The 15,032-nt window shown below is 62.6% G+C and carries 9 protein-coding genes; 6 read left to right on the forward strand and 3 right to left on the reverse strand.

Annotated elements, in window-relative coordinates:
- Positions 1-35: 35 nt before the first annotated feature.
- Both C3F42_RS25770 and C3F42_RS25775 read right to left on the reverse strand, forming a co-directional pair.
- Entirely contained in the window at positions 36-3,332 is a 3,297-nt protein-coding gene (locus C3F42_RS25770; RefSeq protein WP_023630509.1) for a PAS domain S-box protein, read from the reverse strand.
- A 62-nt stretch (positions 3,333-3,394) separates the two neighbouring features.
- Positions 3,395-4,273, reverse strand: a complete 879-nt coding sequence (locus C3F42_RS25775) for a LysR family transcriptional regulator (protein WP_023630510.1) — start codon at positions 4,271-4,273, stop codon at positions 3,395-3,397.
- A gap of 132 nt (positions 4,274-4,405) precedes the next feature.
- On the opposite strand from C3F42_RS25775, the gene leuC reads away from it, so the two are divergent.
- The 4 genes from leuC (at position 4,406) to asd (ending at position 8,850) form a co-directional block, all read left to right on the forward strand.
- Positions 4,406-5,839 carry a 3-isopropylmalate dehydratase large subunit gene (gene leuC, locus C3F42_RS25780; protein WP_094012469.1) on the forward strand — a complete coding sequence of 478 codons (1,434 nt, stop codon included), beginning with the start codon at positions 4,406-4,408 and terminating at the stop codon, positions 5,837-5,839.
- Positions 5,836-6,477, forward strand: coding sequence for a 3-isopropylmalate dehydratase small subunit (gene leuD, locus C3F42_RS25785; protein ID WP_094012470.1), 642 nt, complete (start codon positions 5,836-5,838; stop codon positions 6,475-6,477). Before leuC ends, leuD begins: the two co-directional genes overlap by 4 nt.
- 114 nt (positions 6,478-6,591) lie before the next feature.
- Positions 6,592-7,674, forward strand: a complete 1,083-nt coding sequence (gene leuB / locus C3F42_RS25790) for a 3-isopropylmalate dehydrogenase (RefSeq protein WP_023630513.1) — start codon at positions 6,592-6,594, stop codon at positions 7,672-7,674.
- A 63-nt stretch (positions 7,675-7,737) separates the two neighbouring features.
- The gene (gene asd / locus C3F42_RS25795; protein ID WP_023630514.1) at positions 7,738-8,850 is read left to right on the forward strand and encodes an aspartate-semialdehyde dehydrogenase; all 1,113 of its coding nucleotides are present in this window, start codon (positions 7,738-7,740) and stop codon (positions 8,848-8,850) included.
- A gap of 838 nt (positions 8,851-9,688) precedes the next feature.
- Here the strand turns inward: asd and C3F42_RS25800 are convergent.
- The gene (locus tag C3F42_RS25800) at positions 9,689-10,867 is read right to left on the reverse strand and encodes an integrase core domain-containing protein (RefSeq protein WP_104444790.1); all 1,179 of its coding nucleotides are present in this window, start codon (positions 10,865-10,867) and stop codon (positions 9,689-9,691) included.
- Positions 10,868-11,210: 343 nt separating this feature from the next.
- Between C3F42_RS25800 and C3F42_RS25805 the strand changes: the two genes are divergently transcribed.
- Together C3F42_RS25805 and C3F42_RS25810 are read left to right on the forward strand one after the other, a co-directional pair.
- Positions 11,211-12,218 (forward strand): aspartate-semialdehyde dehydrogenase, encoded by a 1,008-nt coding sequence (locus C3F42_RS25805; RefSeq protein ID WP_038706539.1) that lies wholly within the window; start codon positions 11,211-11,213, stop codon positions 12,216-12,218.
- Between the two features lie 71 nt (positions 12,219-12,289).
- Positions 12,290-14,923, forward strand: a complete 2,634-nt coding sequence (locus C3F42_RS25810; RefSeq protein WP_104445097.1) for a FimV/HubP family polar landmark protein — start codon at positions 12,290-12,292, stop codon at positions 14,921-14,923.
- The last annotated feature ends 109 nt before the right edge of the window (positions 14,924-15,032 follow it).

Raw genomic sequence — 15,032 nt, forward strand, 5'->3', positions numbered from 1 at the left:
CTGCATTCTGTGGCGCAAGCAACTGTGTTTGGGCATCAGTAGTCCGCCGGTGCCTCCAGCAGCATCTGGCGAAACTCCGGCAATGGCAATGGGCGGCTGTGCAGGTAGCCCTGGTACAGGTGGCAGCCTTGTCGCTCAAGGAACTCCAGCTGTTCGGTGAGTTCCACCCCCTCGGCAATCACCGCGAGCTCCAGGCTGCGAGCCATGGCCACGATCGCGCGGACGATCTCGGCGTCGTTGGGGTCGACCGGTGCGTCGCGTACGAAGGTCTGATCGATCTTCAGCGCATCCACCGGCAGGCGCTTGAGATAGGTGAGCGACGAATAGCCAGTGCCGAAGTCGTCCATGGCGAAGCTCACGCCGTGACGCTTGAGTTCGCGCATCTTGCTGATGGTGTCCTCCAGGTTCTGGATGACGATGCCTTCGGTGATCTCCAGCGTGAGCATGCGCCGGGGCAGGCGGTAGTCGTCGAGGCTGCGCAGCACCCGGTCGACGAAATCGTTCTGGCGGAATTGCCGCGGGCTGATGTTGACGCACAGGCTGAAATCGTCGGCGTCGATCAGGCCATCGCCAAGCATCCGCGCACAGGCGTCGCAGGCTTCATCGAGAATCCAGCTGCCGACTTCGAGGATCAGCCCGCTTTCCTCCAGAACCTGAATGAACTGCGCCGGAGGTTGCTGGCCCAGTTGCGGATGATGCCAGCGCAGCAGCACTTCAGCGCCGACGATCCGGTTGTCGCGGGCATCGACCTGGGGCTGGAAGTGCAAGGCCAGTTCGCCGCGGGCGAGGGCCAGGCGCAAGTCGTTCTCCATGCGCAGCCGCTCACTGGCGGCCTTCTGCATGGTGGTGTGGAACAATTGCGTGGTGTTACGTCCGGAGTCCTTGGCGCGGTACAGGGCGATGTCGGCACGCTTGAGCAGGTCGGCGGGGGTGGCGCCATGGTCGGGGATCAGCGCCACGCCGATACTGGGTGTGACCTGCAGGCGCTGGCCGTCCAGCGACATCGGTTCGGCCAGCAGCTCGCGCAGGGTGTCGGCCAGTTCACGTACCTTGTTTTCCACCTGCTCGCGGCTGCCCTCCAGGCCGCTGAGCAAAACCACGAATTCGTCGCCGCCCAACCGCGCCACGGTGTCTTCCAGGCGCACACTGGCTTCGAGACGGGCGGTGATGATCTTCAACACCGTGTCGCCCACTGGGTGGCCGAGCGAGTCGTTGATGTGCTTGAAGTGGTCAAGGTCGAGGAACAGCAAGGCGCCGCGCAGGTTGTGGCGCTTGAGCAGGGCGATCTGCTGACTCAGGCGATCCATCAGCAGGGCGCGATTGGGCAGGTTGGTCAGTGGGTCGTGGTAGGCCAGGTGGCGGATCTGTGCCTGAGCGTTCTTCAACAGGCTGACATCGCGAGCGGTCAGCAGCAGGCAGTCGGTTTCGTTGAGGCTGATTGGCTCTACCGACACTTCCACAGTGAGGATATCGCCGCGCTTGTTGCGGCCGAGCATCTCCCGGTGATGCACCCGGCCGCGCTCGCGCAGTTCGTTGAGCAGGGCAGCGCGCTGTTTCTCATCGGCCCAGATGCCGATCTCGTAGACCGTGCGGCCCAGCACCTCCTCAGGCTTATAGCCGGTCAACCGGCTGAAGCCGTCGTTGACTTCCACATAGCGCCCGCTGTGGCGCTCGGTAATAGTGATGGCGTCGGGGCTGGAATGGAACGCCTTGGCGAATTTCTCCTCGCTTGCCTTGAGCGCTGCCTCGGCGCGTTGCTGCTGAGTAATGTCGCGCAGGGTGGTAACGCTGCACGGCTGGCTGTCTACGCTGATCAGGCGGCTGGAGATCACGCAGGTCAGCGGCGTGCCGTTGCGGTGATTGACCACCACCGCCACATTGCTCAGGGCCTGGTCGCGGATCACCCGCTCGATGCGCTGGGCACGTTCGGCCGACTCGGCCCACAGGCCGATTTCCTCGGCGGTGTGGCCGAGGATCTGCTCCGGGGCCCAGCCAAAGGTCTGGCTGAAGGCCGGGTTGATCTCGATGAACTGACCGCTGTCCTGGCGGGTCACGCAGATGGGGTCGGGGCTGACCTGGAACAGGCTGGCGAACTTTTCCTCTGAGGCCGTCAGACGCTGCTCGCGCTCCACCTGGTCGGTGATGTCGAGCAAAGTGCCGGCCATGCGCAGCGGGTTGCCCTGTTCGTCGCGGTATAGACGGGCGCGGCTTTCGATATAGCGCGAGGCACCGTTGTCGAGCTGTACGCGATAGGTGATCTGGTAATTGCCCGCCGGTCCTTCGCGCAGGCTGCGATAGGCTTGGCGCATGACGCTGCGTTCGTGCTCGGGCACGCCTTCGAAAAAGGCCTCGAACGATTCGTGGAAGGGCACTGGGTCCAGCCCGTGCAGTTGCGCGGCGCGGGCCGAACCGTAGAGCATGCCGCTGGGGATGTGCCAGTCCCAGGTACCCAGCTGGGCCGAGTCCAGGGCCAGATCGAGACGCTCCTGGCTGTCCTTGAGCGCCTGTTCGGCGCGTTTGCGCTCGGTGGTATCGACAAAGGTGCTGATCAGGTAGGTGCCACCTTCGAGTTCGATGCCTTGGGTACAGAGAATGCCATCGTGAATCTTGCCGTTGGTGGCGCGGAACTGCACCTCGAGGGTCAGTGGGCCGCTACCGGCGCGGGTGGCTTCCAGCACCTGGTGACGTTGCTCGGGGTTGACCCACAGGCCCAGTTCGACGCTTGTCTTGCCCACTACTTGAGCGCCCGGCCAACCGAACATGTGCTCGAAGTGCTGGTTGACCTCGATGATCAGGCCGTCATGGCGGCGAGTCAGGAGGATGGCGTTGGGGCTGAGGTGGAACAGGGTGGCGAAGCGCTTCTCCGAATGGATCAGCGCGGTTTCGCGCTCGCGCTGGCGGCTGATCTCGCGGATCACCCCGATCATCTGCGGGCGGCCATGGGGATCGTGGGTAAGGCTGCCGTTGATTTCCAGCCAGTGCACGCTGCCATCGGGCCAGCGGATGCGATGGCGCATGGCCTGCTCGACCGGTTCGCCATTGACCACGGCCTGGAACGCCTGGCGCGTCCGGGCGCGATCCTCCTCGGGCAGCAGGTCGAGGTAATCGATGTCGTTGGGCAGCGGCCGTTGCGGGTCGAAGCCGAACAGCGCCTGGGTGCCCCGCGACCAGCTCACCCGGCCACTCTCGATATCCCACAGCCAAGCCCCCAGGCGCGCGGCGTTGAGCGCGGCCAGCAACTGGGGAGCGTTCTGCCAGGCCTGTTCCGACTCCTGTGGGTCGGCCGCGGGAATACGGGGCAGGCGCGGAAAGCGGTTTGCTGATTTGGGCATCGATACCAGACCTTTGGCGGAAACGCGTCCTTGTGGAGAGAGAATGCCGTGCCTGCGACCGGTCAGGCAGCCCCGGCGTCGCTGTCGAGCAGCGCCATGAAGGCCCTGGCCGCATTCGATAGCGTGCGCTCCGTGTGCAATATGTAGCCTAGCTGGCGCGACAGCTGTATGCCGGGCAGTGCGATGGGCGCAACCTGCTCATCGAGCATAGTACGTGGCAGCACACTCCAGGCCAGGCCGATCGACACCATCATCTTGATGGTTTCCAGATAATTGGTGCTCATGGCGATATTCGGCACCAGGCCCTGGCTTTCGAACAGGCGCTGGACAATATGGTGTGTGAAGGTATTGCCGCCGGGGAACACCGCCGGGTGGCGCGCCACGTCAGCCAGGCTGACTCCGCCGTTGCTGGCCAGCGGGTGCTCCGGCGAGGCGACGAAGTCGAGGGCGTCATTCCAGACTTGAGTCGCCCTGATCAGATGGTGAGGTTCTGGGGCCAGGGTAATAACGGCAATCTCAGCGCGGCCATGGAGAATTTCATCGTAGGCAGCTTCTGAATCCATGAACTGAATATCCAGCGCTACTTCGGGGTGTTGCCGGGTGAAAGCCCGTAATACCGGGGGGAGTCGATGTAAACCGATATGGTGGCTAGTTGCCAGGGTTAGTCGACCTCCCACTTCACCCGTCAGATTGGTCAATGCGCGTCGCGTATCATCGAGCACGTTGAGGATCTGATAGGCCCTTGGCAGCAACGCGCGGCCAGCTTCGGTGAGGTTCACTTCACGGCCCAGCCGATCGAAAAGCCGCACATCCAATTGTTGTTCCAGCCCGGCGATGCGTTTACTGATAGCGGGTTGTGTCAGATGCAGACGCTCGCCGGCGCCGGAAAAACTGCCGGTTTCGGCAATGGCGATGAAGGCGCTGAGGTTGGCCAAGTCCATCTGATTTGAATTCCTGATGGTTATGCAAAGCATGAAAATTATGAATTTGAGTTATTCAATTTAACGCCATAGCATCGTCCGTACAAGCCAAGGGGTCTTTGGCATAGAAAGACGCTGATGAGGAACAGTCTGATGGCTGGTAAAACGCTCTACGACAAACTTTGGGAAGCTCATGAGGTCAAGCGCCGCGATGACGGCTCGTCCTTGATCTACATCGACCGTCATATCATCCACGAAGTGACCTCGCCCCAGGCTTTCGAAGGCCTGCGCCTGGCCAGCCGCCAGCCATGGCGCATCGATGCCAACATTGCCACCCCTGACCACAACGTGCCGACCACGCCTGAGCGTAAAGGCGGTATCGAGGCCATCGCCGACCAGGTTTCGCGCCTTCAGGTGCAGACCCTTGATGAGAACTGTGACGAATATGGCATCGTCGAATTCAAGATGAATGACGAGCGTCAGGGTATCGTGCACGTCATCAGCCCGGAGCAGGGCGCGACCTTGCCGGGCATGACCGTGGTCTGCGGTGATTCGCATACTTCCACCCATGGCGCGTTCGGTGCCCTGGCCCATGGCATCGGCACCTCCGAGGTCGAGCACGTGCTCGCCACACAGTGCCTGGTGGCCAAGAAGATGAAGAACATGCTGGTGCGCGTCGAAGGCCAATTGCCCGCCGGTGTCACCGCCAAGGACATCGTCCTCGCCGTGATCGGCAAGATCGGCACCGCCGGCGGTAACGGCCATGCCATGGAGTTTGCCGGCAGCGCGATCCGCGACTTGTCCATGGAAGGTCGCATGACCATCTGCAACATGTCCATCGAGGCCGGTGCCCGTGTGGGCTTGGTCGCGGTCGACGATACCACCGTCAACTACGTCGAGGGCCGTCCCTACGCGCCAAAGGGCGAGCAGTGGACGCAGGCCATCGAGACCTGGAAAGGATTGGTCTCTGACGCCGACGCAGTGTTCGACACCGTGGTCGAACTCGACGCCGCGCAGATCAAGCCACAGGTGAGCTGGGGCACCTCGCCGGAGATGGTGTTGGCCGTCGATCAGCGCGTGCCTGATCCGGCCGCCGAGCCCGACTTGATCAAGCGTGGCTCGATCGAGCGCGCCCTCAAGTACATGGGCTTGGCTGCGAACCAGGCGATCACCGATATCCAGCTTGACCGCGTGTTCATCGGCTCGTGCACCAACTCGCGCATCGAAGACCTGCGCGCAGCTGCTGAGATCGCCAAGGGCCGCAAGGTCGCCGCCAACATCAAGCAGGCGCTGGTGGTGCCGGGCTCGGGATTGGTCAAGGCCCAAGCGGAGCGCGAAGGGCTGGACAAGATTTTCCTCGAGGCCGGTTTCGAGTGGCGTGAACCAGGTTGCTCGATGTGCCTGGCGATGAACCCGGACCGCCTGGAAAGCGGCGAGCACTGCGCGTCCACTTCCAACCGCAACTTTGAAGGTCGCCAGGGCGCCGGTGGCCGTACCCACCTGGTCAGCCCGGCCATGGCCGCCGCCGCCGCAGTGACCGGCCACTTCATCGATGTCCGCGAGTTGATCCAAGGGAGCGCAGCATGAAAGCCTTTACCCAGCATACTGGTATTGTCGCACCTTTGGATCGAGCCAACGTCGACACCGATCAGATCATTCCCAAGCAGTTTCTCAAGTCGATCAAGCGCACTGGCTTCGGTCCCAACCTGTTCGACGAGTGGCGCTACCTTGACGTCGGCCAACCATACCAGGACAACAGCAAGCGCCCGTTGAACCAGGATTTCGTGCTCAACCATGCGCGTTACCAAGGAGCCAGCGTGTTGCTGGCGAGGGAGAACTTCGGTTGCGGCTCTAGCCGCGAGCATGCTCCGTGGGCACTCGATGAGTACGGTTTCCGCAGCGTGATCGCGCCGAGCTTCGCCGACATCTTCTTCAACAACAGCTTCAAGAATGGCCTGTTGCCGATCATTCTCGACGCCGCCGAAGTCGACGAGCTGTTCAAGCAGGTCGAGGCCAACCCGGGTTACCAGTTGACCATCGACCTCGACGCCCAGGCCGTGACCCGTCCGGACGGAAAAGTGCTGAAGTTCGAGATCGATGCATTCCGCAAGCACTGCCTGCTCAACGGCCTGGACGATATCGGCCTGACCCTGCAGGACAGCGACGCGATCAAGGCGTTCGAGGGCAAGCACCGCGCCAGCCAGCCGTGGTTGTTCCGCGATTGATCGAAGGCCTCATCACCACGCGTGGAAGCGGGCTTTCCCCGCGATGAGGTCCGTTGGACACTGAGTTTATCGGCGCGCCGACAGGGCGCGCCGCTTGATTGGATAGAGGAAAGCATGAGCAAGCAGATTCTGATTCTCCCAGGTGATGGCATCGGTCCGGAAATCATGGCCGAGGCGGTCAAGGTGCTGGAACTGGCCAACGACAAGTTCCAGCTCGGCTTCAGCCTCACCCACGACGTGATCGGTGGTGCGGCCATCGACAAGCACGGCGTGCCGCTGGCCGACGAGACCCTGGAGCGTGCGCGCCATGCTGACGCGGTTCTGCTGGGCGCCGTGGGCGGTCCGAAGTGGGACAAGATCGAGCGTGACATCCGCCCGGAGCGCGGCTTGCTGAAGATCCGTTCGCAACTGGGCCTGTTCGCCAACCTGCGCCCGGCCATCCTTTACCCGCAGTTGGCCGACGCCTCGTCGCTCAAGCCAGAGATCGTCGCTGGCCTGGACATCCTTATCGTCCGCGAGCTGACCGGCGGCATCTACTTCGGCGCGCCACGCGGCCAGCGCGAGCTGGAAGGCGGCGAGCGCCAGGCGTACGACACCCTGCCGTACAGCGAAAGCGAAGTGCGCCGCATCGCCCGCGTCGGCTTCGACATGGCCCGTGTACGCGGCAAGAAACTGTGTTCGGTGGACAAGGCCAACGTCCTGGCTTCCAGCCAGCTGTGGCGTGAAGTGGTGGAGGAAGTGGCCAAGGACTACCCGGACGTCGAGCTGAGCCACATGTACGTCGACAACGCCGCCATGCAGCTGGTGCGCGCGCCCAAGCAGTTTGACGTGGTGGTGACCGACAATATGTTCGGCGACATCCTGTCGGATGAAGCTTCCATGCTCACCGGTTCCATCGGCATGCTGCCGTCGGCGTCGCTGGATGCCGACAACAAGGGCATGTACGAGCCGTGCCACGGCTCGGCGCCGGACATCGCCGGGCAGGGCATCGCCAACCCGCTGGCGACCATTCTCTCGGTGTCGATGATGCTGCGCTACAGCTTCAACCAGACGGCCGCCGCCGAGGCGATCGAGCAGGCGGTGAGCCTGGTGCTGGACCAGGGCCTGCGCACTGGTGACATCTTCTCCGAAGGTTGCCGCAAGGTCGGTACGCAGGAAATGGGCGACGCAGTAGTCGCAGCGCTGCGGAATCTGTAATCTCTCTGGCCCGCCACCCAAAACTCCCGGTGGCGGCCCACTTTTAGCAAAGGTGTAGTTGCGATGAAACGTGTAGGTCTGATCGGTTGGCGTGGAATGGTCGGTTCCGTGCTTATGCAGCGGATGCTCGAAGAGCAGGACTTCGACCTGATCGAGCCGGTGTTCTTCACCACCTCCAATGTCGGTGGCCAAGGTCCGGCGGTGGGCAAGGACATTGCGCCGCTCAAGGATGCCTACAACATCGAAGAGCTCAAGACCCTCGACGTCATCCTCACCTGCCAGGGCGGCGACTACACCAACGAAGTATTCCCCAAGCTGCGCGAAGCCGGCTGGCAGGGTTACTGGATCGACGCGGCCTCCTCCCTGCGCATGCAGGACGACGCGGTGATCATTCTTGACCCGGTCAACCGCAAGGTCATCGACCAGCAGCTGGATGCGGGCACCAAGAACTACATCGGCGGCAACTGCACCGTCAGCCTGATGCTGATGGGGCTGGGCGGCCTGTTCGAAGCCGGCCTGGTCGAGTGGATGAGTGCCATGACCTATCAGGCGGCTTCCGGTGCCGGCGCGCAGAACATGCGTGAGCTGATCAAGCAGATGGGCGGTATTCACGCGGCGGTCGCCGACGACCTGGCCAACCCGGCCAGCGCCATCCTCGACATCGATCGCAAGGTGGCCGAGGCCATGCGTGGCGAAGGCTTCCCGACCGACAACTTCGGCGTGCCGCTGGCCGGCAGCCTGATCCCGTGGATCGACAAGGAACTGCCGAACGGCCAGAGCCGCGAAGAGTGGAAGGCCCAGGCCGAGACCAACAAGATCCTCGGGCGCTTCAAGAGCCCGATCCCGGTCGATGGCATCTGCGTGCGGATTGGCGCCATGCGTTGCCATAGCCAGGCGCTGACCATCAAGCTGAACAAGGATGTGCCTTTGGCGGATATCGAAGGCATGATCAGCCAGCACAACCCTTGGGTGAAGCTGGTGCCGAATCAGCGTGAGATCAGTATGCAGGAGCTGAGCCCTACCCAGGTGACCGGGACCCTGAACGTGCCGGTCGGGCGTTTGCGCAAGCTGAACATGGGGTCGCAGTACCTCGGGGCCTTCACCGTTGGTGACCAGTTGCTGTGGGGGGCTGCGGAGCCGCTGCGGCGGATGTTGCGGATTCTGCTGGAGCGGTGATCTGGGTGGTTTGAGTTTGGATTTTGAAGGACCCGTGTTGCGAGAGTGATGCGGGTTTTTTTATTGGTGCTAGATTGGTTGTTGGTTGTTTTGATTTTTTTATGCGCATTCATTTGAGATGTTGACGCTTATTCACCTTTCCGCCCTTACGGCGGGTCCCTTTTTGAAGGATCAAAAAGGAACCAAAAAATCCTCGCTCCATTCATCCGGCCCTCCGCTTCGCTCCGGGTTCCCTCACTCCGGCCTTGCTCCCGGGAGGACCGCGCTGAACACCCCATCCTGGGGCGCAGCGCTTGACGGGCATCCATGCCCGTCACCTCCCTCCGCAAGACCTGCGTTCGGCCTCCTGAAGTCGCGAAGTTACGGGCGGCGCCTGCACTAACGCAGCTAGTCTCTAGTTGCCATCGTGGGAACTCTAGATAAACACCGCGGGGCAAACCCGCTCCCACCATAGTTTGACTAAGTTATTCAACGTGGGAGCGGGCTTGCACCGCGATGGCGTAATGAAAAACAACATAACATCCACTAACAAACAAAAATCTCTGCTCTTGATCTGCTCTTGATCTGCTCTTGATCTGCTCTTGATCTGCTCTTGATCTTGCTTCTAAGTGCGCGATAGTTCAGGCGCCACCGATTGCGACTTCAGGAGGCCGAGTGGAGTTCTTGCGTAGTGGGGCGACGGCCATGGATGGCCGTCGAGCGCTGCGCCCCAGGATGGGGCGTACAGCGCGGTACCCACGGGAGCAAGAACGGAGCGAGGGAACCCCGGAGCGAAGCGTAGGGGCCGTATGAATGGAGCCATGTACGGATCACCCACATGGGTTACACAAAAGTTCACTCACATAGGTGACAACACCTTGAGTGTTACATAACCATCAGTGGCATCCCGCACATCGACTCTGCCAAGGATGATGGGACCGAAAATAACATCCCAGACGCCATCCCCAACCTGCTCCAGTCCAATGGTCTGGTGCTTGAGCACATAACCTACGTAGATCCTCAAGCCCCGGCGATTGATGATGCCGGAGCTATCAGCCGGCAAGCTCTCGATATGACTGGGATAGGTCATTTCGGGGAGCTTTTCAGGGAATGGGCGTGGAGATGGCTGGTAGCAAGACGCCGGTGTTTTCTGCTTCAGCGCTTCATGCAAGCGCTCGTGATTGTAGTGCTGCCGAAAGCGATCAAAGTGCCGTTGTTGAGCCTCCCAGGCCACTGCCGGCGGCGATGGGAGCGTGCTTTTGAGCGTTCGATGCATGCGCTCGTGGCGGCCATTTTGTTCAGGCCGACCAGGCGCAATGCGCTCGGGAATGATGCCTAGACGCAGCCACCAGATCGACAGCTGAGAAAGTCCCGCACGCCCCTTACTGGCAAACGGCACACCGTTATCGGTACGAATCCGCTCAGGCAAACCATTCTCTCGGAACACTTGGGTGAAAACGGCCTGGGTTTCCAGCAGGTTGGTATTGGGCATGCTGTGGCAGGCGAGCAGGAAACGACTGGCGTGATCCATGATCGTCAGCGGATAGCACCAGACGCCTGCACCTGTCAGAAATTGACCTTTGTAGTCCGCACTGAACAGCTGGTTAGGCGACTCGGCCTTCTCCAGGGGCTTGGGATAGACCGCTACACGCTGACGTAAGCGGCGTGGTTTGACCAATTGGGCTTTCTTGAGGATGTTGTAGATCGCTGTCTTCGAGGGCGGCGCCTGATCAGGGAAACGCTCCTGTAGCGCAGCCTGGATCTTTTTCGGCCCCGGTTCCGTTTCGCCTCGACTGCGTAATTCGATGATGGCTTCGCGAACTGCGGCGGGTACGACCCAATCCTGGTTCAACCGGCGGCGGCTGCGTTCTTCCAGCCCCGAAGGCCCCTCTTTCTCATATCGCTCGACCCATTTGTAGCCGGTCTTTCGGCTGATCTCGTAGGCCTGGCACAGGGCGCTGAAGCTGGGCGGCCCCTGCAGGTAATCCGCAATGAAAAGCATTTTAAGGTCCATAGGTTTCAGCTCTCGCCAAGGCATGGTCAGATCCTCGAAAACCGACCCTGCCAGTTAAAGACTGTTACCTATGTGCGTGAACTGATTTGTAACCCATGTGGGTGAGTCATACCGCCAGGATTTTTTGGTTCCTTTTTGATCCTTCAAAAAGGGACCCGCCGTAAGGGCGGAAAGGTGACTAGATGTCGACATCATCTCCGAATGCGCCTAAAAAATAAAAACCAACACCCTGATATCCGAATCCGAATCCGAATCCGAATCCGAATCCGAATCCGAATCCGAATCCGAATCCGCCCCTACCTCCCACCCCACAATCCAAGTAAAGTGCCGCTCCCCCGCCGTACCCCCTGGAAAAGGAACCGATCTCATGACCCCCAAAGCCCTGGACGTAGCCGTAATCGGCGCCACCGGCACAGTAGGTGAATCCCTCGTCCAGATCCTCGAGGAAGTTGCCTTCCCGGTCTCCACCCTGCACCTGCTGGCCAGCATGGAATCCGCCGGCAGTAGTGTCATGTTCGCGGGCAAGAAACTGAAGGTCCGTGAAGTGGACAACTTCGATTTCTCCCAGGTCAGGCTGGTCTTCTTCGCCGCCAGCCCAGCCGTCAGCCGCAGCTTCGCGCCGAAAGCCATCGCCGCCGGTTGCGCGGTGATCGACCTGTCCGGCGCCCTGGACGGCGCCACCGCGTTGGTCCCGGAAGCCAACGGCGAGCGCATCACCGAACTCGCACAGCCCGCACTGATCACCAGCCCGAGCGCCGGCGCAGTGGCCCTGGCGGTGGCGCTGGCGCCGCTCAAGGGTTTGCTCGATATCGAGCGCGTTCAGGTCAATGCCTGCCTGGCAGTTTCGGAGCAGGGCAGGGAGGCCGTCAGCGAGCTCGCCCGGCAGACCGCCGAACTGCTCAACGCACGCCCTCTGGAGCCGCGCTTCTTCGATCGCCAGGTCGCCTTCAACCTGCTCCCTCAGGTCGGGACACCCGATGAACAAGGCCACACCAATGTAGAGCGCCGTCTGGTGAACGAACTGCGTCAGGTATTGGACCTGCCGCAACTGAAGATTTCCGTGACCTGCATTCAAGTCCCGGTGTTTTTCGGCGATAGCTTCAGTGTCGCCGTGCAAAGCCGTAATCCGGTCGACCTGGTGGCCGTCAACGCCGCGCTGGAGGCTGCCGACGGCATCGAGCTGGTCGAGCCGGGTGATTATCCGACGCCTGTGGGTGACGCGGTGGGCCAGGACGTGGTCTATGTTGGACGTGTACGCCACGGTGTCGATGAAGACCAGCAGCTCAATCTCTGGCTGACCACCGACAATGTGCGCAAGGGCGCGGCGCTGAACGCCGTGCAGGCGGCACAATTGTTGATAAAACACATGGCGTAAAAGATACTGCGAGCTATTTTGTCCTGCACCGCACCAGGGTTTTCGGGACGTTTCATACAAGGGAAGAGTTCATGCTTCGAATTCGCAAACTGGTTCTGGCCATCGCGGCAGCCTCGGCGCTGTCGTCCGGGGTGGCGAACGCTCTGGGGTTGGGTGAGCTGACCCTCAAGTCGGCGCAGAACCAGCCGCTGGATGCCGAGATCGAACTGCTCGACGTGCGCGACCTCTCCGCGGCGGAAATGGCGCCAAGCCTGGCGTCGCCGGAAGAGTTCGCCAAGGCCGGGGTGGCCTTCCCGCCTTATCTCGAAGACCTCACCTTCACGCCAGTGATCAACCCCAACGGCAAGAGCGTGCTGCGGGTCACTTCCAGCAAGGCGCTGCCGGAGCCGGTGGTCAAGTTCCTGGTCCAGGTCATGTGGCCCCAGGGCCGCCTGCTGCGCGACTACAGCGTGCTGCTCGACCAAGCCCAGGCCCAGGGCAGCCAACCGGCCCCGGCGGGCATCAACCCGGCTGTCAGTGCGGGTAGCTACACCACCAAGCGCCGTGACACTCTCTGGCAGATCGCCGCGCGCAATACCAACGGCGGCTCGATCCAGCAGACCATGCTGGCCATCCAGGCGCTGAACCCGGATGCCTTCATCGGCAACAACATCAACCAGCTCAAGACCGGCCAGGTGCTGCGCCTGCCCGATCAGCAGCAGGTGCAGAGCATTCCCCAGGCCCAGGCCAACCGCGAAGTCGCCGAGCAGTACGCCGCCTGGCGCGAAGGCCGCCGCCTCGGTCCGCGTGCACGGCAGCTGGATGCCACCCGCCGTGGCGAGGCTGGCGCGGCCCCCGCGCGCATCGCCCAGGGCGACAACCTGCGCCTGGTGGCTCCGGGCGGCAAGGGCGCGGCCGGCGAGGCCAAGGCGCTGGGCGACAAGCTTGCCGTGGCCCAGGAAAGCCTCGACACCAGCCGGCGCGACAACGATGAACTCAAGAGCCGCATGGCCGACCTGCAGAGCCAGCTGGACAAGCTGCAGCGCCTGATCGAGCTGAAGAACGACCAGCTGGCGCGTCTGGAGGCCCAGGGCGCCGCGGCGCCACAGGCACCGGCAGCGGCGCTGCCGGGCGAGCCGGCTCCGGCGCAACCTGCGGTGAACGCGCAATTGACCCCTGCCGAGCCGGTGGTCGCCCCGGCGCCTGCCGCGGCCGACACCGCGCCACAAGACGCGGCAGCCGAGGCATCGGCCAGCGAAGAGCCGGGCATGCTCGACCAACTGCTGGGCAACCCGCTGTTGCTGGGCTTGATTGCCGGTTCCGCATTCCTGGTGCTGCTGTTGCTGTTGCTGCTTCTGGCCCGCAAGCGCAAAGCCCAGCAGGAAGCTGAAAAACACCTGCGCATGGCCCGTGCGCTGGCCGAGGATGGTGAGCGTGGCCCGGACCTGGACCTGCCGCCGAGCAGTTTTGAAGGTCTGGATGTGTCGGCGCCAAGCGTGACCCTGTCGCCTGCGGTAGTGGCGGCCTCGGCCGCTGCGGCCGTTGCGGCAGAAAAACCTGCGGTGCCTGCCGACGTCGTTGCTCCGGCGGCTGATCCGCGCGCGGCGTTGCTGGCCGAGGTGGATGAAAGCCTGGTCCGTGGTCGCCTCAACCACGCCGCCGACCTGCTCGAAGCGGCGGTGGCCTCCGAGCCGCAGCGCAGCGATCTGCGCCTTAAGTTGATGGAAGTCTACGCACGTCAGGGCGACCAGGACGCGTTCGCTGGCCAGGAACGCAAGCTGGCGGTCAACGACACGAACCAGGCCGAGGTCGCCGCGCTCAAGGAGCGCTTCCCGGCCATGCTGGGTGTCGCGGCGGTGGCGGCAGGCGCTGCCGGGGCCGCGGCCCTGGCAGCCGAGTTGGATGAGCAGTATGTCCAGGATCTCCTGCAGGACAAGGAGCTGGAGCTGGGTGAAAGCGCGCCGGAACTCGTCGTGGAGCCGGTCGTGGCGGCCGAGCCAGAGCCTGAGCCTGTGGTCGAAGAGGGCGATCTGGACAGTGCCTTCGACCTGAGCCTGGACGATGACCTGCCGGCAGATGACCACCTCGACATGGCCGGTCTCGAGGACCTGGTCGTCGAGGCGCCCGAGGCCGAGGCTGCACCCGCCGTTGCCGAAACCGATGCCGACGACGACTTCGAGGCACTGCTCGCCCAGGCGCAGGCGACACCGCAAAATGTCGACGACTTGGCCGAATTCGACCTGGATGTCGCCGAAGACCCGGTGGCTCCGACCGGCAGCGAGGAAGCCCCGGTGGACGTGGCGGCCGAGCTGGCGGCCTTCGAGGCCATTCCGGAGTTCGATCCGATTTCCGAGCTGGAGCTGCCCGACGACTTCGACCTGTCGCTGTCGCTGGACGACGACTCGCCGGCGGCGAAGAACTTCGCCTCGGAGCTGGACGACGTCAACGCCGAGCTCGACAAGCTGTCGCAGAACCTCGAGACCCCATCGGTTGCGCAGCCATCGTTCACCGCCGAGGACGCTGCGCTGGAGCCCGAGCCGCTGGACGACCTGGACTTCGACTTCTTCTCCGGCGCCGACGAGGTGGCCACCAAGCTCGACCTGGCCCGCGCCTACATCGACATGGGCGACCATCAGGGCGCCCGTGACATCCTCGACGAAGTAGTCAAGGACGGTGACGACAGCCAACGCCAGGAAGCCAACGAGATGCTCTCACGCCTGGTCTGACGCAAAGCTGTACATCGCGGGGCAAGCCTGCTTTCACGCAAGACGTGGGAGCGGCCTTGCCCCGCGATCATTTCGGCCCCTGCACGGTTTGCCGGTATACTCCCGCCTT

The sequence above is a fragment of the Pseudomonas sp. PONIH3 genome (assembly GCF_002934345.1).
Lineage (GTDB): Bacteria > Pseudomonadota > Gammaproteobacteria > Pseudomonadales > Pseudomonadaceae > Aquipseudomonas > Aquipseudomonas soli.